Origin of the sequence: Sphingobacterium psychroaquaticum, assembly GCF_004421025.1 — a bacterium.
In the GTDB taxonomy this organism is placed as follows: Bacteria; Bacteroidota; Bacteroidia; order Sphingobacteriales; family Sphingobacteriaceae; genus Sphingobacterium; species Sphingobacterium psychroaquaticum.
The window spans coordinates 2,699,992-2,723,335 of the sequence record NZ_CP038029.1; the positions used below are offsets into that span (position 1 = coordinate 2,699,992).

The 23,344-nt window shown below is 43.2% G+C and carries 16 protein-coding genes; 9 read left to right on the forward strand and 7 right to left on the reverse strand.

Annotated features, from left to right (window positions below; all coding sequences use genetic code 11):
• Positions 1-252 precede the first annotated feature (252 nt).
• From E2P86_RS11415 to E2P86_RS11425, 3 genes are read left to right on the forward strand one after another with little or no spacing between them, the layout of a single operon-like run.
• Positions 253-1,389, forward strand: coding sequence for an efflux RND transporter periplasmic adaptor subunit (locus E2P86_RS11415; RefSeq protein WP_134433107.1), 1,137 nt, complete (start codon positions 253-255; stop codon positions 1,387-1,389).
• 16 nt (positions 1,390-1,405) lie between these two features.
• The gene (locus E2P86_RS11420; protein WP_134433109.1) at positions 1,406-4,576 is read left to right on the forward strand and encodes an efflux RND transporter permease subunit; all 3,171 of its coding nucleotides are present in this window, start codon (positions 1,406-1,408) and stop codon (positions 4,574-4,576) included.
• A 10-nt stretch (positions 4,577-4,586) separates the two neighbouring features.
• A complete protein-coding gene (locus tag E2P86_RS11425; protein WP_134433111.1) occupies positions 4,587-6,026 on the forward strand; it encodes an efflux transporter outer membrane subunit in 1,440 nt (479 codons plus the stop codon).
• Between the two features lie 134 nt (positions 6,027-6,160).
• Here the strand turns inward: E2P86_RS11425 and E2P86_RS11430 are convergent, their stop codons facing one another.
• Together E2P86_RS11430 and E2P86_RS18210 are read right to left on the reverse strand one after the other, a co-directional pair.
• Positions 6,161-6,676 (reverse strand): YciE/YciF ferroxidase family protein, encoded by a 516-nt coding sequence (locus E2P86_RS11430; protein WP_134433113.1) that lies wholly within the window; start codon positions 6,674-6,676, stop codon positions 6,161-6,163.
• Positions 6,677-6,720: 44 nt separating this feature from the next.
• A complete protein-coding gene (locus tag E2P86_RS18210; RefSeq protein ID WP_166785196.1) occupies positions 6,721-6,888 on the reverse strand; it encodes a hypothetical protein in 168 nt (55 codons plus the stop codon).
• A gap of 278 nt (positions 6,889-7,166) precedes the next feature.
• On the opposite strand from E2P86_RS18210, the gene E2P86_RS11435 reads away from it, so the two are divergent.
• The gene (locus tag E2P86_RS11435; protein WP_134433115.1) at positions 7,167-7,415 is read left to right on the forward strand and encodes a DUF7218 family protein; all 249 of its coding nucleotides are present in this window, start codon (positions 7,167-7,169) and stop codon (positions 7,413-7,415) included.
• 83 nt (positions 7,416-7,498) lie between these two features.
• Here the strand turns inward: E2P86_RS11435 and surE are convergent, their stop codons facing one another.
• Positions 7,499-8,224 (reverse strand): 5'/3'-nucleotidase SurE, encoded by a 726-nt coding sequence (surE, locus tag E2P86_RS11440; protein WP_134433117.1) that lies wholly within the window; start codon positions 8,222-8,224, stop codon positions 7,499-7,501.
• A 76-nt stretch (positions 8,225-8,300) separates the two neighbouring features.
• Here surE and E2P86_RS11445 point away from each other — a divergent pair, with 76 nt between their 5' ends.
• The 5 genes from E2P86_RS11445 (at position 8,301) to E2P86_RS11465 (ending at position 15,638) form a co-directional block, all read left to right on the forward strand.
• A complete protein-coding gene (locus tag E2P86_RS11445; RefSeq protein WP_134433119.1) occupies positions 8,301-9,203 on the forward strand; it encodes a diacylglycerol/lipid kinase family protein in 903 nt (300 codons plus the stop codon).
• A 51-nt stretch (positions 9,204-9,254) separates the two neighbouring features.
• Positions 9,255-11,498, forward strand: a complete 2,244-nt coding sequence (locus tag E2P86_RS11450; RefSeq protein ID WP_134433121.1) for a bifunctional alpha,alpha-trehalose-phosphate synthase (UDP-forming)/trehalose-phosphatase — start codon at positions 9,255-9,257, stop codon at positions 11,496-11,498.
• Positions 11,488-13,293 (forward strand): glycoside hydrolase family 15 protein, encoded by a 1,806-nt coding sequence (locus tag E2P86_RS11455; RefSeq protein ID WP_085471476.1) that lies wholly within the window; start codon positions 11,488-11,490, stop codon positions 13,291-13,293. Before E2P86_RS11450 ends, E2P86_RS11455 begins: the two co-directional genes overlap by 11 nt.
• Positions 13,294-13,433: 140 nt before the next feature.
• Positions 13,434-14,501, forward strand: a complete 1,068-nt coding sequence (locus tag E2P86_RS11460; RefSeq protein WP_134433123.1) for a DNA topoisomerase IB — start codon at positions 13,434-13,436, stop codon at positions 14,499-14,501.
• A gap of 87 nt (positions 14,502-14,588) precedes the next feature.
• Complete coding sequence (locus E2P86_RS11465; RefSeq protein WP_134433125.1) at positions 14,589-15,638, forward strand: saccharopine dehydrogenase family protein; 1,050 nt, start codon at positions 14,589-14,591, stop codon at positions 15,636-15,638.
• A 67-nt stretch (positions 15,639-15,705) separates the two neighbouring features.
• Here the strand turns inward: E2P86_RS11465 and E2P86_RS11470 are convergent, their stop codons facing one another.
• From E2P86_RS11470 to E2P86_RS11485, 4 genes are all read right to left on the reverse strand, one after another.
• Complete coding sequence (locus E2P86_RS11470; RefSeq protein WP_134433127.1) at positions 15,706-16,869, reverse strand: iron-containing alcohol dehydrogenase; 1,164 nt, start codon at positions 16,867-16,869, stop codon at positions 15,706-15,708.
• Positions 16,870-17,123: 254 nt separating this feature from the next.
• A complete protein-coding gene (locus E2P86_RS11475) occupies positions 17,124-18,815 on the reverse strand; it encodes a RagB/SusD family nutrient uptake outer membrane protein (protein ID WP_134433129.1) in 1,692 nt (563 codons plus the stop codon).
• A gap of 28 nt (positions 18,816-18,843) precedes the next feature.
• A complete protein-coding gene (locus E2P86_RS11480) occupies positions 18,844-22,146 on the reverse strand; it encodes a TonB-dependent receptor (RefSeq protein ID WP_240775601.1) in 3,303 nt (1,100 codons plus the stop codon).
• A 177-nt stretch (positions 22,147-22,323) separates the two neighbouring features.
• Positions 22,324-23,343, reverse strand: coding sequence for a FecR family protein (locus E2P86_RS11485; protein WP_134433133.1), 1,020 nt, complete (start codon positions 23,341-23,343; stop codon positions 22,324-22,326).
• Between the last annotated feature and the right edge of the window lies 1 nt (position 23,344).

Sequence of the window (23,344 nt, forward strand, 5' to 3'; positions counted from 1 at the left end):
TGCACCAAGATCTGCTTTCTTTTATACGGCCTTTTACCCTTTACTTAACGTTGTTAATTTATTTAATAGCATTAAAATAAAGATACCCGATTCACACTGTTTCTAGTTTCCGTCACTAAAAACAGGTTTTACAGCACTCCCTTTTGCGGAGCAGGATTTCGTTTGTCTTTTTTTCTCGACTTAACATCGTTAAACTATATAACTGAAATAGATTATCTCTAAAATAAACAACTCTTTATCCGCTTAACAACAATGAAAAAGTTATTTTTTTCCAGTATCATCCTCAGCTTGATTTTACAAGCCTGCTCCGAGCCCAAGGCGGCCACCGAAGCAACAACAGTTCCGTCCCTTCCCGTGTATACCGTGAACGAAGCAGATGCGCATACCATCAAAGAATATCCAGCTGCGATTCGTGGTATCACGGATATTGAAATCCGAACACAGGTGGGCGGCACGTTGGAACGTGTCTATGTCGATGAAGGCGCCTATGTCACCAAAGGACAGCTGCTCTTTAAGATTAACGAGCGTCCTTTCCGAGAGCAGTTAAACATTACCATCGCCAATGTAAATGCCGCAAAAGCGGCGCTGATCAACACGCAGCTTGAGATCGACAAGCTGACGCCCTTGGTTCAAAATAAGGTCGTTTCAGACTTTCAGTTAAAATCAGCACAGGCAGCCCATCAGGTCGCACTATCGAATTTGGAGCAAGCCAAAGCCATGGTCGAAAATGCCAAGATCGACTTAGGCTATAGCAATGTACATGCACCGGTCAGCGGTTATATCGGAAGGTTACCCAAGCGACAAGGAAGCCTGCTTTCGCCCACCGATGTCGAAGCTTTGACCACGGTATCCAATGTATCTCAGGTATATGTTTACTTTTCGCTGGGCGAGATTGATTTCATCCAATTCAAAAACCAAAATTTGGGTACTACCCTATCCGATAAGGTTAAAAATTTACCACCTGTTACGCTAGAACTGGCAGATAAGTCAGCCTACCAAGAGGTTGGCAAAATTGATGTTGTAAACGGGCAGTTTGATCCGAATACCGGTTCGATTATGCTGCGTGCTACCTTCCCCAACCCGCAAGGTATCCTGCGCTCTGGCAACACGGGAAAGATTCAGCTAAAGATCAAGCATGACCACGCCATCCTGGTACCCCAGGAAGCTACCGTTGAAGTACAGGACAAGGTGTTTGTTTATGCCTTGGACGGCGCAAACAAAGTGACGAAAAAACAAATACAAATCGTAGGACGAAGCGGCAACAACTACCTGATCGGTGACGAGCTTCAAAGCGGAGATCGCATTGTGCACAAGGGATTTGACAGGTTACAGGACGGTATGCAGATAGCGCCGGAAACAAAAAAGGTGCTTGCGGCTAAAACAAACTAAAAAAGAACAAAAACCCATGTTTAAAAAATTTATAAACAGACCCGTCCTCGCGACGGTGATCTCTGTTATCCTCATTATATTAGGAATCTTAGGTCTCTACAAATTACCACTCCAGCAGTTTCCTGATATTGCGCCCCCTTCGGTACTGGTGACGGCGTTGTATCCGGGCGCCAATGCCGAGACGGTCTTGCGCGCGGTGGCCCCTTCTTTGGAGGAATCCATCAACGGGGTCGAGAATATGAGCTACATGACTTCTACGGCTAGCAACGATGGTTCACTCTCCATTATGGTGTACTTCAAGCTCGGTACTGACCCCGATCAAGCAGCGGTAAACGTGCAGAACCGCGTTGCGCAGGCTACCAACCAGCTGCCCGAGGAGGTCGTTAAAGCAGGGATCACGACCAACAAGCAACAAAACAGTTTGCTGATGGTCGTTTCCCTTTACGCCGAAGACGATAAATCATTTGACGAAACCTTCCTCGCCAACTATGCACAAATCAATATTATTCCTGAAATAAAACGTATCTCGGGTGTCGGACAGGCTATGGTGTTCGGTGGAAACAAGGACTACGCAATGCGTATCTGGTTAAACCCGACGCAAATGACCACCTATAATCTGACACCTGACGAAGTAACCGCAGCAATCCAAGACAAAAATCTGGAGGCTGCCCCCGGAAAGTTCGGCGAAAGCAGTACGGAGTCCTTTGAATATATCATTAAATACAAAGGAAAGCTCAACAAAGCGGCAGATTATGAAAATATCATTATCCGCTCCAATCCGGATGGCTCGGTACTGCGCCTCAAGGATGTCGCCAAGGTAGAACTGGGATCATATACCTACGGTAGCTCCACCAAGGTGAATGGCAAGCCGGGGATCAATATCGGCACCATGCAGCTCGCCGGATCGAACGCTAGTGAAATACAGGTGGCTATCGATCAGCTGATGCAAAAGGCGGCGAAAGATTTCCCTAAAGGAGTCGAGTACCTGATTCTCTACAACACCAAAGATGCTTTGGATCAATCCATCAATCAGGTAATCACAACGCTGCTGGAGGCCTTTGTCTTGGTTTTCTTGGTTGTGTTTATCTTCCTGCAAGACTTCCGCTCGACCTTAATTCCGGCCATTGCCGTACCAGTCGCTATTTTGGGTACCTTTTTCTTTATGCTACTATTTGGTTTCTCGATCAACCTATTGACGCTCTTTGCCTTAATACTGGCCATTGGAATTGTGGTGGATGACGCTATTGTTGTGGTGGAGGCTGTTCACTCCAAGATGGAACACAGCCACTTGCCACCGAAGGAGGCTACAACTTCAGCGATGGGAGAAATTACGGGGGCAATCATTTCTATTACACTGGTCATGGCCGCCGTTTTTTTACCGGTCGGTTTTATGGAAGGGTCCACGGGCGTCTTTTACCGCCAGTTTGCCCTCACCTTGGCCATTGCCATTATTATTTCCGCTGTCAATGCTTTAACGTTGAGCCCTGCGTTGGCCGCGCTCTTCCTCAAAGAACCAGTGCATCATGAAAATAGCGGTACGGCAGAAAAGAAAACGTTTAAACAAAAGTTTTTTATCGGCTTTAACCGTGGGTTTGACAACCTGACAAGCAAATACTTGGGGGGTATACAACTTTTAATCCGATACAAATGGGTAAGTATGGCTGGCTTGGTATTAATTACGTTGGCGACGGTAGTGTTGGTCAACCGCACCAAAACGGGGTTTATCCCATCGGAAGATCAAGGCTTTATGGCCATTTCGGTATCAATGCCTGGAGGGACCTCATTGGATCGTACGATCAAAAATATTGACGAGGCCGAGCGTATTTTGATGCAATTGCCCTCGGCCAAAACCGTGAATGCCATGTCAGGATTCAATGTGATGACACAGTCTACCAATCCTTCCAGTGGGGTTATCTTCCTGTTGCTGAAGCCGGCAAAAGAACGGGGGCCAATCAGCGATATCAATGCAATCATGGCGGAGGTGAATCAGAAACTTTCCGTCGTCAAAGGTGTCAACTTTTTTGTCTTTACCTTCCCTACCGTCCCGGGATTTAGCAATGTGGACGGACTGGATATGGTTTTACAAGACAAGACTGGTGGTAGCCTCAATAAATTCAGCGATATTGGCAATCAGTTTATCGGGTCTTTGATGCAACGTCCCGAAATTGCCATGGCATTTACCACGTTCAAAGCCGATTACCCACAGTACAACCTGGAGGTTGATGAGCTGAAGGCCGCGCAGCTACAGGTCAATGTCAAAGATATCCTGCGCACCATGCAGGTATATTTTGGTTCTTCGCAGGCCACCGATTTCAATCGCTTTGGTAAGTACTACCGCGTGATGATGCAGGCGCAAAAAGACGATCGTGCCAACCTGACCACCATGGAGGGTGTATTTGTTAAAAACAGACTCGGACAAGCCGTGCCAATCAATACCTTAGTCACCTTACATCGGGTATACGGACCAGAAACGGCATCGCGGTACAACCTGTTTAACTCGATCAGCATCAACGCTATTGCTAAGCCAGGTTATAGCTCAGGCGACGCGATCAAGGCCGTCGAAGAAGTGGCAGCCCAGCAATTGCCTGCAGGCTATAACCATCAGTTTTCCGGCATGACCAAAGAAGAGTTATCATCCGGCGGGCAATCAGCCATCATCTTCGGTTTATCACTCTTGTTTATTTACCTCCTTTTAGCCGCACAATATGAGAGTTATATCCTACCATTGGCGGTTATACTCTCTATTCCGACAGGCGTGCTGGGCGTTTTTATCGCGATCGGACTGACGGGTCTGGAGAACAACATCTATGTGCAGGTCGCCTTAGTGATGTTGATTGGTTTGCTCGCAAAAAATGCGATCCTGATTGTGGAATTTGCCTTGCAGCGTCGACGTACGGGCGAAAGCTTGCTCTCCTCCGTTGTCGAAGCATCTAGGTTACGTTTGCGCCCCATCATCATGACTTCTGTTGCTTTCATTGCCGGGTTAATTCCGATGATGAACGTGAAAGGACCTTCCGCAATGGGGAATCATTCGATCAGTATTGGTGCCGCTGGCGGTATGCTGTCGGGTGTGATATTAGGCTTATTCATTATTCCTGTTTTGTTCGTCCTCTTTCAATATCTACAGGAAAAGATATCGGGTAAGCCGATACCGCAGGTAAAAGATCAGATTAACGATACTATTTAACGAAATATCTATGTACACAATTCATATAAAACGCCTTGCCGCTATTGCACTGTTGCTTGCCGTCGTCGCTTCTTGTAAGATATCGAAGGATATCACGTACTCCCAAGAGACGCTGCCACCGCAGTACCGATCGGCAGATACAATCTCTAGTCTAACGGATTCTTCCAACAATCGTCTTTTAGCAGCTCTCCCGTGGAATGACTTTTTTGTAGACCCGGCCTTGAAAACACTGATTACCGATGCCGTTGCCAAGAACAACCAGTTACAACTCGCGCTTAAAAACCTGGAAATAGCACGGTTACAGTGGACGAAAGCCAAATGGGGCAATGTACCAGAGGTACAGCTTGGCGTACAGGCCAGCAGCAACAGTCCTTCTGAAAACAGCATGTTGGGCGCCAATCTCAACCAGGCGCTCCAACGTAGCCATATCGAGGAATATGCCCTCAACGTAGGCCTCTCCTGGGAGGCCGATATCTGGGGCAAGATCAAGAATCAAAAGCGCGTTGCCGAGACCAATTACCTGCAAACCGATGCGGCCAGAAAAGCGGTACAAACGGCATTAATCGCGGAAGTAGCACAGGGCTACTACAACTTGCTGATGTTGGACTACCAGTTGAATACGGCGAAGAAAAATGCAGCATTAACGCTACAGACACGAAAACTTATCGAATGGCAGTTCCAATCGGGACAGGTGAGCGCTTTAGCCATTGCACAGGCTGAAGCCCAACAGCTAAATGCAGAAAAGCTGATCCCGCTGTTCGAACAACAGATTACCGTGCAAGAAAACGCCTTGAGTATTTTGGCAGGTTCCTTTCCGAATGCAATCCAACGCAGTGTAGGGCTTGCTGTGCCAAGCACCAAAGAGAACCTATCTACAGGCCTACCATCGGCTTTGGTTGCCAACAGACCGGATGTTAAACAAGCCGAACTGGCTTTGACGCGTGCAAATGCGGAAGTAGGTATTGCCAAAGCAGATTTTTATCCGGCATTGCGCATTGGTGCTAGTGCGGGCGTCAACAGCTTCGAACTAAGTAATTGGTTCACTCTACCCGCCTCGCTCTTTGGAACCGTTACCGGTGGGATTACCCAACCTATCTTGCAGGGCAAGCGTATAAAAACCAACTACGAGGTGGCGCTGGTCGATCGTGAAAAAGCGGTTATAAGCTTCCGAGAATCGGTTTTGGTTGCCGTAAACGAAGTGTCCAACGCCTTGGTATCTATCGAGAAGTTGCACAGTCAGCAAGATGTATTGGAGCGCCGTGCCCAGCAATTAGAGCAGGCCATCAGTAAAGCTGACCTATTGTTCCAAAGTGGTATGGCAACCTACCTGGAAGTGGTTATTGCCCAAGGACAATTGCTGGAAAGTGAACTGGAACTCGCAACAAATAAGAGAGATCAGCTGTCGGCGCGCGTTTCTTTATATCGTGCACTGGGAGGTGGATGGCAATAGCATCGCTATAAAAATCAGGTATTTACATCCACTTTCACCGATGTAAATACCTGATTTAATGTCATCGAGCAACGAAACGCACATGTTCTAGAACAAACACAGGAGCTTTTCCGTACAAGAGTAGTTTGAAACATCTAGAACGCACTAACTAAATTAGCCTTGTTGACAGCAATATCCGTTAACAACCTATCCGTCTCTTTTTCCTCATCCAGCGTCTGCTGTAAAAGGTCCTCCGACTGTTTATGTCCCATCATATTCGCGTAGGTCACTAATGTACCATAGGTTGCCATTTCGTAGTGTTCCACTTTCTGTGCTGCAGCAATCAAGGCAGCATCCTTTATCGGATCGCCGTCAAAGTTAAAGCTTATTTCTTCGGCTTCTTCCAGTAGTCCCTGCATCGCTTTACAAGTCTTTGCCCGAGGCGCCAGCCCCAGGTGGTCAAATACTTGCTTTAATCGGTGAATATGCTCTTGCGTTTGTTCATGATGGTCTGCAAAAGCACCTTTCAGTTCTTCATTGGTCGCTTCTTGCTGCATTTTCTTAAGCGCTGTCAACAATTGTTTCTCCGCACTCAATGCATCCTTAAGCTCATCGACAAACAGCTCATGTAAATGTCCGTTTGGCATGTCATTTTTTTCTGTTCTTTTCATGGTAATTGTTTTTAAAGACGTATAGTCTCGTTTGAAAAATTGATTTAATCGGTGATGAAGTAATCCTTAAAAAAGAGGTAATACGCCAGTCCCAACACAAGGATCACAATAAATATAGTTATCCAAATCCCACGTGCCGCTGGTTTGTCGTTGGCCTCCTCGAGAACTACCTTGGGTACTTCTTCGCTTTTCTTTCTTCGATATAGTTTCATCGTTGTTCATTTTAAATGTCCCCTCCTCTGCTACACTTTCTGTATTAATGAACAGCTGATCCTTCAGAGCGTTGTCTCCAAGTAAAAAATCAGTACTTCTATCGGAAAAAGGATCATCCACCCGTTTTTACCCCCACAACAACACCGTTCAAACACCTGATTACCAAGAAAAATCAACCCTATTAACCACAGAATTGTCCATGATAAAATAAAGATGGACTGATCATCGAATAGGGTCGGTTCAAGGTGAGGATTTAAACCATTAGACAAAAACAACGATGACTAAAGAACACAGAAAACAAATCAAAGACGACGCCACCTATGACGCCTTACGCCGTCAAGGGGCCAGCAAAGAGAAGGCCGCTAGAATAGCGAACAGCCCGGGAGCTAGCCGTCGTGGCGGGCTTGCCAGCAACCTAAACGAACGCAGCAGAATAGAGCTCCTGGAACAAGCAAAAAAGATCGGAATTAGTGGCCGCCACAGCATGCGCAAAAACGAACTAATTAACGCCATTAGAAATCACTAAACAGCCAAAGGATACTACTTTTTCTGCTATAAAAAAATCATGGGTCGTCTGGCATCAAGCAGACGACCCAGTCTATTTACAAGCTACAAACCTGTTTTGCGTTGCAGCATGACCTCATCGGTCAAATCCAACCGCAAGGGCGTAATGGAAACCTTATTATGATCCATCGCCCATCGATCTGTCCCCTCTTCAGCCGGTTCCAAAGGTGCCACAGTGAACCAGTAATGCTTACGTCCCAATGGATCTGTTCCCGGTACAATGATACCATCATACAAACGCACCGATTGTCTCGTCCATAAAATACCTTCCGGATTCGGCGGAAAGTTCACATTGAATAAAGCCAGTTCGTCATCCGCCAAAAGCAGCTTTAAAGTTTTTTCTACATAATTTTCCAACTGCTGAAAATCAGGCTCCGTCTTCCCTACCGGGGTACTCAGCGCAATCCCCTTTATTCCCAGTAAGACCGCCTGTTTGGCGGCAGCTAATGTTCCAGAATGCCACATCGAATTTCCCAAATTTGGCCCCATGTTGATACCGGAGAGCACGACATCGACATTTTTCCATAGGTGCGTACCCATCGCCACACAATCTGCCGGCGTACCATTCACCCGATGGGCTTCAATATCTGGGAAATCTATCGGTGACTTTTTATAGCTCAATGGCCTCGAATGGGTAACAGCATGCCCCATAGAAGACTGCTCGACATCGGGAGCAACCACACGAACCTCACCAAATTTTCTGGCAACCTGTGCCAAAGCAGCAATACCCGGACTATAGATACCGTCATCATTTGTAATTAATATTTTCATAGCATCGTCATAAAGAAGTTCTCAAATTTTAAGAACGTTTAAGCCTACATAAACGTTCATTCATAAAACAATATCTATGGAAAAGGCCATTATACTACACAACCCAGGGGCTGGAGATGAGGACCACAAGAAATCGGACCTTATTGAATTGATTGAAGAAAAAGCCTACAAGGTGGGCTACTTTAGTGTAAAAAAAACTAAAGGATGGAAGAAAAAACTTGAAAAGGCAGCTTTTGCTGTCGTGGCCGGAGGTGATGGAACTGTGCGACGTATCGCCAAAGAATTAACGAAAAGAACGATACTGCATAAACAAATTCCTATGGCAATCTTGCCCATGGGAACAGCAAACAACCTGTCAAAGACTTTAGCCATTCATGCCGACAGAGATTATAACAGCTATCTGTTAAACTGGCAAAAAAAGAATATACAACCCTTTGATATCGGTATTATCAAGGTAAAAAGAAAACTACAGTTCTTCTTAGAAGCAGCCGGTTTTGGTCTGTTTCCCTTACTCATGAAAACAATGGACAAGATAGACTGTAGTCAACTAAAGACCACACAGGATGAGTTGATCTTCGCCTTGGAGACATTACATCAGGTTGTCTTATCTGCCCCTACTCAAAAGTATGAGATAACGCGTAATGGCGAAATCTGCTATCGTGGTAAATCACTGGCTATTGAAGTGCTCAATACCCCCTACATTGGGCCAAATCTACATCTTGGGCCACTTGCGAAAATAGACGATGGCTTATTGGATATCGTCTGTATCGAAGCTACACAACGCGCCGAATTCGCTGACTATATCCAACGACTCCTCCAGGGAAAAACGACAAATTTCTTTTGGAAAACATTCCAAGCCGAAGCGCTCACTTTAAAAACAAAAGACAGATGCTTACATATTGATGATGAACTCGTTGAGACGACACAAAAAAACTACGTTTTCGAAATAAGAAAGAGTGCCTTAGGGTTTCTTCGGTAAAAATGAACCTTTTGGGGTGCGAAACTGTTCGTATGTAACTATATGAAAATCATGAAAAAACAAGCAGGTAAAATACTAATCATTTCGAATAGACTCCCCATAAAGATCGAACGACAAGATGAAAAACTAGTGATCAGCGCCAGCGAAGGTGGGCTTGCAACGGGGTTAGGTTCCATTTATAATAAAGACAATAACCTATGGATTGGTTGGCCCGGTATCGTTCCAAAGGATCAAGCGGAGAAAGATTTTATAACAGAAACACTATCGTCGTTAAACCTTATCCCTATTTTCTTAACAGAAGAAGAGATTGCTGGCTATTATGAGGGCTTTTCGAATGAGGTATTATGGCCCATATCACACTACAGCCCCACCTACGCGAATTACAATACGGACAACTGGCATTGCTACCAAACTGTAAACCAAAAATTCGCCGACCTCGTCCAGTTACATTGCAGCAACGAAGACACGGTCTGGATTCACGATTACCAGCTCATGCTCCTTCCTCATATGATACGACAAAAGAAAGAGAATATTGCGATCGGCTATTTTCAACATATCCCCTTTCCCCCGGATGAAGTTTTTAGAAGCATACCATGGCGAGATGAACTCTTACGTGGTATTTTAGGTGCGGATCTCATCGCCTTCCATACCTTCAATGATACCCAACATTTTCTAGATGCCTGTACGCATATCCTTGGCTTATCCATCTTTAATAATAACTTGCAAGTTTCCGGACGAACAGTATATGTGGAGGTTTATCCTATAGGAATCGATTTTGAAAAATTCAATGCCCTTTCGAAGAAAAAAGCCATAAAAGCTCGTTCGAGAGAAATTAGGGAACACTTTTCCAATAGAAAGATCATCGTTTCGGTAGACCGACTTGATTACAGTAAAGGAATCTTACCACGTATCGCCGCGTTTGAAGACCTATTGCTTCGCCATCCCGAGTGGAAAGGTCAAGTGGTCCTCTATATGCTGGTTGTACCTTCGCGAGACACCGTGGACCAATACAAAAGGCTTAAAGATGAAATCGATCGAAAAGTTGGCAATATCAATGCGGCCTATGGCAATAATGATTGGACGCCTATTGTGTATTTTTATACCTCATACCCTGTCGAAGAGCTTGTTGCGCTCTACCGTGCTGCCGATATTTGCCTGGTGACCTCCGTACGAGATGGAATGAATCTCGTTAGCAAGGAATATATCGCGTGCAAGGAACAAACCGATGGTGTTCTCATTTTAAGTGAGCTGGCCGGAGCTTCCAAAGAGCTTATCGACGCCATACAGATCAACCCCCATTCTATCGATCAGATACGAGATGCCCTTTCTCAAGCTTTAACCATGCCCAAAGAAGAGCAACATGAGCGGATGGCAGCCAGCATCGCACTCGTTAAAAAGTTTAATATTCACCATTGGGTCGATCTCTTTTTCACCAAATTAAAAGAAATAAAAATGCAGCAGGGCAAAGATTTTGCACGTCGAATCCGGCCTGAAACCCAAGATGCCATTTTAAAATTGTATCAACTGTCCAAAAAAAGACTGTTCTTTCTCGATTACGATGGTACACTCATTGGCTTCAATAATGATGTCAACAAAGCTGCACCGACCAATGAGCTATATGATACACTGGATAAGATACAGGCGTCACCAAACAATCAGATAGTGATCATTAGTGGTCGTCCCCATCAAATCCTTGAAAAATGGTTTGCAAACAAAAACTATATTCTAGTTGGTGAACATGGCGTCTGGAAAAAATATCCCGATGGTGCGTGGAAAAGTAAGTCCGACTTATCCAATACCTGGAAGGCATCCATCAAGAAAGTAATGCATAAATATGCCAACAAGACGGCCGGTGCCTTTATTGAAGAGAAAGAGTATTCCTTAGCTTGGCATTACCGAAAAACACAAGAAGGATTGGGACAATTTCGTGCGCAGGAACTGATCGATAGTATGCGGTACCTTATCCCGCACCATGGCTTACAGCTGTTGCGCGGCGATAAAGTAATTGAGGTCAAAAATCGCGATGTAAACAAAGGTAAAGCAGCGTTATCTATTGTACGTCGCCTTCAACCGGATTTCATTTTTGCTATAGGCGATGATGCCACCGATGAAGATATGTTCATTGAGCTGCCTAAGAACAATACCATCAGTATTAAAGTAGGCAACAAAAAATCGGTTGCCAAATTTTACGTCGAGAACCAGCATGAAGTGGCGACCTTGCTACAGAGTATTTTCGTAGAAAAAGACAAAACAAATGTAACAGTAACAAAAAAAGAGCATGCCTATGGAATCTAGTCAAAGACATCGTTATAATAGTGGAATAATCGGAAACTGTGCCTATATCGCACACATAGGAATGGATTCCGACATCAATTGGTTGTGTTGGCCGACGTTTGAAGATTCATTTGTTTTCGGTTCGCTCCTCGATAAAAATAAGGGTGGTGAATTTTCCATCAAGCCAAGTACAGAAATAAAGCAAAGCAGACAATTCTATGTTGAAAATACGAATATCCTATGTACCGAAATTTTCAGCACTGATGGCGGATACCGAATTACGGACTTCGCTCCTCGGTTTGAGCAATATGAACGTTATTACAAGCCATTGATCTTGATCCGGAAAGTAGAGCCTATCGAAGGATATCCAAAAATTCAGGTCACCTGTCGCCCTACATATGAATACGGTAAGCAGGAATTTGAAAAACAACGCGGGAGCAATCATGTACAATATTACCACGACAACCTCAGAATGCGATTAGTCACGACTATGCCCGTCAGTCATTTTTTTGAAAACAACACCCATTATGTGCTTTCCAAACCTATCTACTTGATTTTGACATTTGGAAGCGCCTTTGAAGCTCCGATTGAACGGACGGCAGAAGAGTTTTTATCGCGTACAGAAGCCTATTGGCAAAAGTGGATTAAGAGTGCCTCTATCCCCAATTTTTACCAAAAAGAAGTTATTCGATCTGCATTAGCGCTTAAGCTGCATCAATACGAGGATACAGGGGCTATTATCGCCGCTAGCACCACCAGTCTACCCGAATATCCTGGGTCGGGCCGCAATTGGGATTACCGTTACTGTTGGTTACGCGATAGCTATTATGTTTTGACCGCGCTAAGTCATATTGGACAGTTTGAAGAGATGGAAAAGTATGCGGCATATATTGCTAATATCAGCCATATGGATACGGGCCGACTGCAGCCATTGTATGGCATCTTTGGACAACAGAAACTACAAGAAAGCACACTCGATCATATCGATGGTTATTTGCAAAACAAACCGGTACGTATCGGTAATCAAGCCTATGAACATATCCAAAATGATGTCTACGGACAAGCACTAATCGCTTTACTCCCCTTGTTAACTGATAGTCGGTTTAACTACGAACTACAGATTAACGCACGGGAATGGACCTCTTACATCCTACAAAAAATTAAAGCCACTATTGACGAATATGATGCCGGCATCTGGGAATTTCGACAGTTTGAAAATAGACATTGCTATTCGAATCTCTTCCAGTGGGCCGGAAGCACTGCCGCGTTAAAGATTGCCAAAATGTATGGCATGGAAGATATTGCGCATCAGGCGCGCGTAATGATTGGCAAGGCCACGAAGCATATTGAGGACTGTTACGACCAAGAGCGACATGTATATACCAATTCGGCCGGTGGAGAGAATCTAGACGCCAGCACACTACAGCTGATTATGATGAACTATCTTGATCCCGCGAGTGAGCGCGCGAAGCTACATCTAAGTGCTATGGAGAAAGAACTAAAAGGGGAAAACGGTCTATTTTATCGATACCTGCATCGTGATGATTTTGGTAAACCTAAATCTACCTTTCTGGTATGCGCTTTTTGGTATGTGGAGGCTTTGGCCTGCGTTGGTCGAATCGAAGAGGCACAAGAAACCCTGAATAACCTCATCGGATATTCAAATCACTTACTTTTATTCAGCGAAGATGTTTGTGAGCAAACAGGTAGTCAATGGGGCAATTTCCCACAGGCCTACAGTCATGTCGGCTTGTTGAATGCTGCCTACCGGATTGCCGTTAAGTTAGATCAACCTACCTTTTTCGAGAAAGAATAGGCTTGACTATTAAACAGTTTTTAACTATTTTAGATATAGGTTTCTTTTTTGCATTGATCTCTATTTAAATGATAAACAGGTAAGTAAACCAGCTTCAGAAAAAAACTGGTTCTAAGCATAACTTGACAGGGCAATCCATTATGACTCAACGAATAGATCTTGAGACAGAAGCGATGCATCAAGCAGGTCTTCGTTACATTTCATCCCAAGACAAGGGATATCAGCGGATCCGGAAAGGTGATACGTTTTGTTACTTTGACCACAAAGAAAGTATCATTCATAATCCAAAAACATTAGACCGGATTCGAAAGCTTGTTATTCCTCCCGCTTGGCAAGAGGTATGGATTTGTCGTTATGCCAATGGACACATTCAAGCGACAGGAATTGATAGTCGCGGGCGCAAGCAGTATCGATATCACGCTTTATGGACAGCGCTGCGAACCCGTGACAAATTCAATAATCTATATAGTTTCGGTCAACATCTACCTCGACTGGAAAAACAGATTGTACGCGACCTTAAACAGAAAGAGCTAACTAAAGATCATGTATGTGCAGTAGCTTTGGCTGTTATGAGCATGACCTACTTTAGGGTTGGAAATGATATTTACGAAAAAGAGAATAAGTCGTATGGTCTGACAACATTACGCAATCGGCATGTCAAACAGGTATCTACGGATAAAATGTTCTTTCGTTTTATTGGTAAAAAGGGCGTTCGTCAGCAAAGTTACTTAAAGCAAAAAGGATTAGTTGCATTACTTGCTAAGGTAAAAGAAATTCCAGGGCAACGACTCTTTCAGTATTATGATAAGAATAAAGAAATTACACCACTTGAATCGGGAGACCTCAATAATTACCTACGCCATTCTATGAACCTTGAGGTAACATGTAAAACAATGCGAACCTGGTATGCATGCATCTTAACCTTGCAATATCTATCGAGATCTGAAATCCCTACTACGGAACATGGGCGTAAAGATGAACTTCTACAAACAATTGATACGGTCGCGCAGCATCTTGGCAACACAAGAGCGGTTACGCGAAAACACTATATCCACCCTTGCCTTCAGGAGCTCTACCTATCGGGTAAACTGGATTCTTGGATTCGAAGAAATGCAACAAAACAACATGATCCCACCAATCCCGTGTATCGGAAAAAATTAATGCAAATTCTGCAACATTTCTCTCCGGCAGAATCACTTGCCCATTAACACGCAATAAATTTTATAACGAATAGCCAGAATCCTATAACGAACCAACGTCTGTATTCTTCTACATTTGAGGATATAAACATTGGCATGAAAAAAAAGATACTTATTGTTGGTGGTTACGGCGCTGTTGGACGGCAAATAGCGACCAATTTAGTTCATACATATCCAAACTTAATCTTGGTAGCAGGAAGAAACTATTCGAAAGCAGAAAAATTAGCGGACGAGCTGTCCTCTAAGGTAATTCCATATGCATTTGACTTAGCAAACTTTGAAGATGATCCAATACTGAATGAAGTTCAATTGGTCATCGTATGTTTAGACAGTCCAAATACAAAATTCGTTGAAGCCTGTATTATTAAAGGAATCAACTATTTAGATATATCTGCTCAATATGCAAGCCTGCAACTAATAGAAAATCTCGATGCCCAGGCGCGTACGCACAAAAGCACCATTGTATTGAGTGCTGGTCTTGCTCCAGGCATGACAAACTTATTAGCGCAGCACGCTTATAGTCAGCTACAAGCCCCCGTTATGGTAGAGATATCCATCTTACTCGGGCTAGGAGAAAAACATGGGGAACAGGCATATCGATGGACATTTAATCATATGGACCACACTTATATACTGGGTTCTATGCGTATGGACAGTTTTAGCGATCCAATCCGAACGGAACTACTTGGTACGAGAAAATTCTACACATTCGATTTCTCCGACCAGCATGTTCTACGGAAAACGCTACCCCATACGACAGTACAAACACGAATGGCATTCGACAGTAATTGGTTTACATCCATAACAGCATTCCTTCGAAAGTGTCGACTGACAAAGCTCTTTAAAAATAAAAGAATACAAGATTTCGCTATCACCCTATTCGACAAGTGGTCATTCGGCAGCGCTGTTTTTGGCGTAAAAGTGGAGGCAAAAGATAAAATAGGCGATTTGAAGACCTATACCTTCACGGGCTATAATGAAGGGAAAATAACAGCCGCCTTCACCACAGAATTAGCGCGACACTTGTTGACCCTGCCACAGCAGGCACATGGGGTCTTCCACAGTCATCAAATCATTTCGAATATACCGGACTTTATTGAACGGGTACAGCATTATGATCCCAGTTTCGAAATGAAAGAGGTTTAAAAGTACATCTGCTTAGAAAAGAAAAAACTTAGTTGTAAAGTTGCACAACCTACAAGTACGCTTTATACTATGCAATAGATAAACGAACGATTTCTCTAACTTTATCGGGTGTTACAATGCCGTTTTCACCGAGCTTTGTCCATCCTCTTTTTTCAAAGCGATCACTTATTAATTCGATAATATCTTCAGTATCGGATGTATAAGAGGAAAGTTTTCTTTCCATACCCATCTGATCAAAAAACTCGACCGTCTTGGCAATCGCCTCTACAGCAACCTGCTTATTATCTACCCCTTCAATATTCCAAACACGTCTACCGTACTGTGCCAGCTTTTCTTCTTTATGATCGATCATCACGGTATACAAGTTTGGTGCAATTATAGCTAATGTCCTCGCATGGTCGATACCATATAAAGCTGTTAATTCATGGCCAATCATATGAGTTGCCCAATCGGTCGGCACGCCCTTTTGTATCAGTCCATTCAACGCCATCGTACACGACCACATAAAGTTTGCTGCTAGTGTATAATCTTTCGGATTTTCGACCACCTTTACGCCTATTTCAACAAGCGTCTGTAGAATACCTTCAGCAAAACGATCCTGCAAAGAGGCGCCAACCGGATAGGTTAGATACTGTTCCATAACATGCGTAAATGCGTCAATGACTCCATTTTGCAATTGTCTTTTGGGAAGAGACGAAATAACGGTTGGGTCACAGATCGAAAACTTAGGAAACAAAGCGGGCCCTCCAAAAGGCAATTTCTCCTGCGTAGCAGCAATCGTAACTACCGATCCCGAATTCATCTCACTACCTGTTGCTGGTAAGGTAAGGACAGCGCCAAAAGGAACAGCATTCTCCTTAATGGACATCCGCTTGTAGAGAATTTCTTTAGGGTCATTATCAAAATTAACAGCCGCCGAAATAAACTTAGCTCCATCAATAACGGAGCCTCCCCCTACCGCTAAAATAAAATCTAAACCTTCATGACGTATGAGCTCCACAGCCTTCATCAATGTTTCAAAATGCGGATTAGGTTCAACACCACCAAACTCCGTCACCCGAACGCCGTCCAGCGCTTCTTTAACCTGTTCGTAGACACCATTCTTAAAAATACTTCCCCCACCATACAGCAACAAAACCTTCGCATCCGCCGGGACCAACTCTTTCAATTTGGCAATTTGTCCTTCTCCGAAGACAATTCTAGTTGGGTTATAAAATTCAAAATTTATCATATTATTCAATTAAATATGTTCCACTACGCGTCCTCTGCCTACCTCCACCGATTCCTTCGTCTTTTCGCACGCAGTTGTCATAAAACCTTTTATCATTAGGAATGTAAATGTACCGCTAAAGCCATTATTGTCACCTATGATTTTGTCATATTGAAAACACAAAATTTTCTGATCTGGTTATAAAAAACAAAAACTACGAAGACTGAGCTTCGTAGTTTCTTGCTAACTTATCTAACTAAAATCCCAATGAAGGCTTATCTCGCGTATCCATCATTTTGTGGGTAATCTGGTCCTAAGAGATTCATCTGCGCTCTCGGAATCACCCAATTCACCATATACGGGCGAATAATACGACGTGCATCATTCCGATATGGATAGGGATCCAACGGTGTATTGGCATGTCCTGTCGACTGGTTCGTGTCCGAACTCTCATCGCCCGGTTTTCCATACCCCGCATGTTCTTTTACAAAGTCATAGAGCTTTCCTGTACGCTTCAGCATATACCAACGCTTTCCTTCAAATGCCAGCTCGCGTGCCTGTTCATCCAAGATATCTTGGAAGCTTAAAGTTGTCAAACCAGCGGCGCCCGCACGCTTACGAATCGCATTGATTTGTCCTAAAGCAGTCTTCGCAGTTACCTGATCGGCAGCACTACCAATATTTCCAAGATTCAAATTCGCTTCGGCCGCGAACAATAACGTTTCAGCCAATCGATACATCATACGATTCATGGTATGTGCATCACTAACTGGGATCCCAGTCGTCGGGAAGAATTTCTTACAACCCGTCGTTAAACGTACAAAGAACAAGTGACGATCATTACCAGACGCGCCAAACTCCTTCCATTGCGGGTGCTCTATCTTACTACCCAATGTTTGCCCAGCTGGTAATGTCGCTGGATCGTTGTAATAGTAATCTTTGATATAATATGTCCCTTTAATACGTGTATCATTTGGATCCTTCAACAACAGATCACGTAAGTAGTTGTTAACGGTCAGCCAACCAAAACCTCTTCCACCTTGTTCGATAGAATATTTCGATCCAGGAATTAGTTCTGCATAGTTTGGCATAAGATTAAAGTTCAGCTTATTCGGGTTGCCGTCAATAGACTCCTTATACTGTAAGGTCCATAAAGATTCTCTATGGTTTAAATCGCCGGCAAACACCTGTCCTGTCGTGGCAACCAAACTATACGTTCCACTCTGACTAATAACCTCTTCGGCCTGTGTCTTCGCTTCCTGCCAATCTTTCTGCCACAAGGCAACTTCCGCTTTTAAGTGGCGTGCCGTAGCTTGATTGACCCGGCCAATTTGATAACTTGCCCAAGGTAAATTGGCAATTGCATACGTCAGATCCTCATTTACCAGTTTGTAAATATCTGCCTCTGACGTTTTTTCATTGATTGTATTGAAGGCCGTTTCAAAGCTTGTCGGTTCTGTCGTTACGTAAATATTATTAAACGTACGGAATAGCGTAAACACGGCTGTTGCACGGAAAAATTTAGCTTCCGCCAAAACCAACTTGCGTTTACTTTCGTCCATCCCGACCAACTTATCAGCAGACGCAATAAGCGCATTTGCCCGGTCTACAATTTTATAATAGCTGTTCCACCAATAAGAATGCACGGAACTGCTTTCCGCATGGATCCCCTGTCGTAACAATCCATAGTTCGAGATCTCACCACCACGCGGAACGGTCAGATCATCTTTTGCATCTATAATTAAACTGTTCGATCCATTATTATCGTTATTATCAAAAAACGCACGTTGTAAATTATACAAACCAACAACCCCTGCCTCTAATCCTTCCGGTGTATTGTAAACAAAATCCGCACTAAACTGCGTCGTTGGATTCTCTGTTAAAAAGTCTTTACAAGAACTTAGCGATAGTGTAGCCATCAATGCTAAACACCAAGCGGCTTTTCCTCTTTTATATAGATAAGTCATATCTTCTATTGTTATACCTGTAATTCTATTATAAACCTAAATTAATTCCAAAAGTGAATGATTTCGCATCCGGGAATTCATTCGGATTATTCTCTGGGTTATACGATTTATACTTCGTCGCTGTCCAAAGGTTTGTTCCTGTGAAATAAAAGCGTAAACTGCTTAAATTCGCTTTACTGACAAACGATTTCGGTAAGGTGTATCCAACCGAAAATGTGCGTAACCTAAAGTAAGAGGCGTCTGTCACACTTAGAGCTCCAATATTAGCCGGTGCCATATCAAAACTAGGACGTGGATACTCGTTCGACGGGCGCTCTGGCGTCCAATAGTCTACTTTAATACCGTTACGAACTGATTGGAACGTTCCGCCTTGGTTAAAATCACTCAAGTATGGATTTCGTTTCATGGCGCCTTTCACATAATAGAAGTCAGCTAGCAAATCAATCCCTTTATAAGAGAACGTCGTAGCAAAAGAACCGATCCAATCAGGTTGAGTTTTATAACGAACCTTATCATCGTCATTAATAATTCCATCACCATTTATATCCTTTAAACGTATCGCTCCAGCAATCAAAGAAGCCGGCGTTTGAAAATTAGGGGTGTTGGCTTGTGCTGAAGATTTCGCTTCTTCATCTGTCTGGAAGATACCATCAAAAGCATATGAATTAATGACTGTAATAGGACTGCCGATAAAACGACTATTGTTCTCATCATCACGCGGTCTTCCTTGTGCATCAACCAATCCAGTTTTTACAATTTCATTCTTGTTCTTCGCAAACGTCGCATTTATAGACCATTTAAAATCTTGATTCCGAATGATCGCATAATTCACGAGTGCCTCAATACCACTATTTTTAGATTCTCCACCATTCGCAATCGTACTTGTAAAACCGGTTAAGGAGTTAACAGGAACCGTTAACAATAGGTCTCGCGTACGGGTCGTATAATAATCGACCGATCCCGTAATACGATTTTCAAGTAAGCCAAAATCCAACCCCGCGTTGAGCGTCGTGGATGTTTCCCAGGTAATACCAGGATTAGGTAATTGACTGCCTGGCAAACTTCCTCCAACAATATTTCCATTGAAAACATAATTGTGCACATTGACTAATCCCAACGTTTGATAAGGACTCAAAGCTTGATTACCTACAGAACCATAACTTACACGTGCCTTCAATTCATTGATTGCCGAAACTGGCTTCAAGAACTCTTCTTGGTGTATCTTCCACGCCAATGAGGCTGCAGGGAAGAAAGACCACTTATCATTTGCAGAGAAAACCGAAGCACCGTCCTGTCTCGCTGTTACCGTAACTAGATATTTATCCAGGAGACTGTAGCGTACCCGTCCCATATAGGACAACAACCGGCGACGATCGTCGTTGCGCAGCGTTTTAAAGTTGAGCGCACTACTGATACCTTTATATCCTAAAAGATCATTCGGGAAATTATTAGCTTGGGTGCTTGTCAATGAATTATCGATTTGATTGATAGATTGCACCGCCGTCACATCGATATCATGGATATCGCCAATGTTTAGCTTATAGGTTAAGATATTCTCAATTAGATATTCTTGACGTTTAAGATCCGAAACCATTGCCTTTCCATTTACACTTCCCATTCCTTCTTGGTGAAGACGCGTACGGTAGGAACCTTCATCTACGTTTTTATTACTGAACAAGGCATTGATCTTGTAGGTCAAATTATCCAAGATCTTGTAATTACCAACTAGATTCAGATTATAGAAGTTAGACTTTACGTCATTGCTTGACTCCCGTATATTCCACAACGGATTGATGGTACTGCTACTTGCATTTACGCCCGCCACGTTATTCACCAAATTGCCATTGATATCGTAAGGACCGGTGAATGGATTAATCGTGATAAAATCTAAACCAGTAGATTCCTTTTTTTGCTCATCTAAAGCCGCATTCAAGTTCGCTTCGATACTAATTTTTTCGCTTACCTTATGATTAAGGTTTAATCGAAAATTTCCACGCTTATATCCCGAGGAAGGAATTAGTCCCGACTGATTAAAGTAATTTAAACTACTAAATACTTTTGTCTGCGCAGAACCACCATTGATACTCAAGGTACTATTACTGATTCGACCATTTTTTAGCACCGCATCTTCCCAATCTGCAAAATTACCGGCTATATAGTTCAAATATTCAGGCGCTTTCTCTCCACCAAAATTATCTGCATCCTTCGGTAAAAACACCCCACCATTACTTGTTCTTTTTGCTTCACGGCGGAATTGTGCGAATTCCTCTGGCGAATACAGATCAAAGTTTTTTGTTAGTTTTTGACTCGTTAGGTAGGTGCTTGCGGCAATGGCTGTTTTACCTTCTTTACCCTTCTTGGAAGTAATCAAAATTACACCATTGGATGCACGCGCACCATAAATCGCTTGTGACGATGCGTCTTTAAGAATCTCAATCGATGCAATATCATCTGGATTTACATCATTAATATTCTCTATTGGGAAACCATCTAAAACCACGAGCGGTGCATTACTTCCTGTAATAGATCGCTGTCCACGGATCAGAATATTGGATGTTCCACCAGGGCGTGCTGACCCCAACGATACAGCGACCCCAGCTGCTTGTCCCCGAATCATCTCTGAGATATTGGTTGTTGGAATAGCTTTGGCCGTATTCACATTGATTGTGGACACTGCTCCCGTAACATCGCTCCGCTTCTGCGTACCGTAACCAACTACCACCACCTCGCTCAATGCTTGGTTATCGACCGTAAGTGACACATTGATCACGGTTTGATTACCAATCTGAACTTCTTGTTTAAGATAACCGATGAAAGAAAACGTTAATGACGTTGCTCCATCCGGAATAGGCAGCTCATATCCACCGCTTGCATCCGACGTGGTTCCAGCCGTGGTCCCCGCAGCGACAACACTTACCCCGCCTAACGGTTTACCCGTTTCATCAACGACTCTTCCTTTAATTGTACGGACCTGCTTCTCCAAACGAGATTCTTCCATCTCCGTGCCTGCAGGTTTTGCATAAAGAATAACTTTATTTTCGTGAATTTTATAATCTATACCATACGGTCTTAATGCATTCTTTAAAAAGAATGCTAAAGATTGATTTTCTAGTTTAGAACTTATTTTTCTATTGGCATCAATCGCAGTCGGGCTATAAACAAACTCAATCTGATACCGGTTAGAAATATTCTTCAGGGTATTTTTTATCGTATTGTTTTCTGCCGAGACACTGATTTTAGCATCTAAAACAGCTTGCCCCACCGCAGGGCTTGCCATACCTACCGTATTACCTAGGGCAAGTAGTAAAATTTGTGCAACGGAAATTCTCATCACAGTCTTTGAGTGGACAATAATTCGCTTTTTTTTCATAAATTCGGTTTTCGTTCGTTTTGCTTAATTCGGACATTTTTTGCCGGCAGTCTCGTACACTGTCGGCATCTTTTTTAATTGGATGTAAGAATATTTTACATAGGCTACATGTTTTAAGGTTACGTAATTAATTCACGATTAACACCCCTCTCCCTCAATAATTATAGTACTATCATGAATGCTATATTTTGCCCCCAAGGTGGCACATAGCAATTTTAGTTTCTTAAATAAATCTTCGTCATTTAAATTTCCCGTGAAGGTACAGTCCTTCATTTTTGAATTTGTAAATGTGATCTGAATGCCATACATCCCCTCTAAAGCATCCACGACATCCTGTATCGGTGTATCCATAAACGAAAAACTATACTGTGCCGCATGACTTTCCATATCCGCGTTCATTGGCCTTGGCGATGAAACAATAGCTTCTTTAAAATCAGACAATTGCGCATTATAAACAAAGCGTTTGTTTGGTGTCAAAACAACAGTATTCTGCTGTTTTTCAGAAGAAAACAACGTGTTTTTCCGTGGACTGACCTTTACCTTCCCGGTACGAACTTCAACAAAATTCGCTGCGATATCGGGTGTTGATTGGACCATAAAACTGGTGCCAACCACGTGTATATCGTGATGGTAGTTATGCACAATAAAAGGTTTCTTTTTATTCTTAGCGACCTCGAAGAAAGCCTTTCCTTGTAGAAATACTTCTCGTTTTGATCCTTCAAATATTTTAGGAAAGCTAAGGCTTGCTCCTGGATACAATTGAATTTTCGTACCATCACTCAGTAATAGTTTCTTAATCTCTAAACTATTGTTTTCTAAACGCTCGGGTTGACCAACCGAAATGCGGTAAGACAAAGGTATAATACTGGTTTTCTCATAATAAAACCATGAAAACCCTAAAACTAACGATGCTGCCACTGCCACTTTGAAAAAGGGTGCAAATGACCTTTTCTTTTTACGCTGCAAGGTGGCGTCCGCCACGACCTCCCATATATTGGTTCCGATTCTTTTCAGTTCCGTTCCTTCGGGCGAAGCCTGTTGTTGTGCATTGAGGACATCCAAACCATCATACCAGTTCTGGAGCAGCTTTTCTTCTTCAGGGCTACATTGTCCATTTAGGTATTTTTCTAATAGCTTTTTGTATTGTTCCGTATCCATT

Excerpts from the sequence above, each read along its gene's own strand:
- E2P86_RS11465 (WP_134433125.1), top strand. The coding sequence starts at position 14,589 with ATGAAAAAAAAGATACTTATTGTTGGTGGTTACGGCGCTGTTGGACGG.
- E2P86_RS11430 (WP_134433113.1), bottom strand. The coding sequence starts at position 6,676 with ATGAAAAGAACAGAAAAAAATGACATGCCAAACGGACATTTACATGAG.
- E2P86_RS18210 (WP_166785196.1), bottom strand. The coding sequence starts at position 6,888 with ATGAAACTATATCGAAGAAAGAAAAGCGAAGAAGTACCCAAGGTAGTT.
- E2P86_RS11445 (WP_134433119.1), top strand. The coding sequence starts at position 8,301 with ATGGAAAAGGCCATTATACTACACAACCCAGGGGCTGGAGATGAGGAC.
- E2P86_RS11450 (WP_134433121.1), top strand. The coding sequence starts at position 9,255 with ATGAAAAAACAAGCAGGTAAAATACTAATCATTTCGAATAGACTCCCC.
- E2P86_RS11470 (WP_134433127.1), bottom strand. The coding sequence starts at position 16,869 with ATGATAAATTTTGAATTTTATAACCCAACTAGAATTGTCTTCGGAGAA.
- E2P86_RS11415 (WP_134433107.1), top strand. The coding sequence starts at position 253 with ATGAAAAAGTTATTTTTTTCCAGTATCATCCTCAGCTTGATTTTACAA.
- E2P86_RS11455 (WP_085471476.1), top strand. The coding sequence starts at position 11,488 with ATGGAATCTAGTCAAAGACATCGTTATAATAGTGGAATAATCGGAAAC.
- E2P86_RS11425 (WP_134433111.1), top strand. The coding sequence starts at position 4,587 with ATGTACACAATTCATATAAAACGCCTTGCCGCTATTGCACTGTTGCTT.
- E2P86_RS11460 (WP_134433123.1), top strand. The coding sequence starts at position 13,434 with ATGACTCAACGAATAGATCTTGAGACAGAAGCGATGCATCAAGCAGGT.
- E2P86_RS11485 (WP_134433133.1), bottom strand. The coding sequence starts at position 23,343 with ATGGATACGGAACAATACAAAAAGCTATTAGAAAAATACCTAAATGGA.
- E2P86_RS11480 (WP_240775601.1), bottom strand. The coding sequence starts at position 22,146 with ATGAGAATTTCCGTTGCACAAATTTTACTACTTGCCCTAGGTAATACG.
- E2P86_RS11475 (WP_134433129.1), bottom strand. The coding sequence starts at position 18,815 with ATGACTTATCTATATAAAAGAGGAAAAGCCGCTTGGTGTTTAGCATTG.
- E2P86_RS11420 (WP_134433109.1), top strand. The coding sequence starts at position 1,406 with ATGTTTAAAAAATTTATAAACAGACCCGTCCTCGCGACGGTGATCTCT.
- E2P86_RS11435 (WP_134433115.1), top strand. The coding sequence starts at position 7,167 with ATGACTAAAGAACACAGAAAACAAATCAAAGACGACGCCACCTATGAC.
- surE (WP_134433117.1), bottom strand. The coding sequence starts at position 8,224 with ATGAAAATATTAATTACAAATGATGACGGTATCTATAGTCCGGGTATT.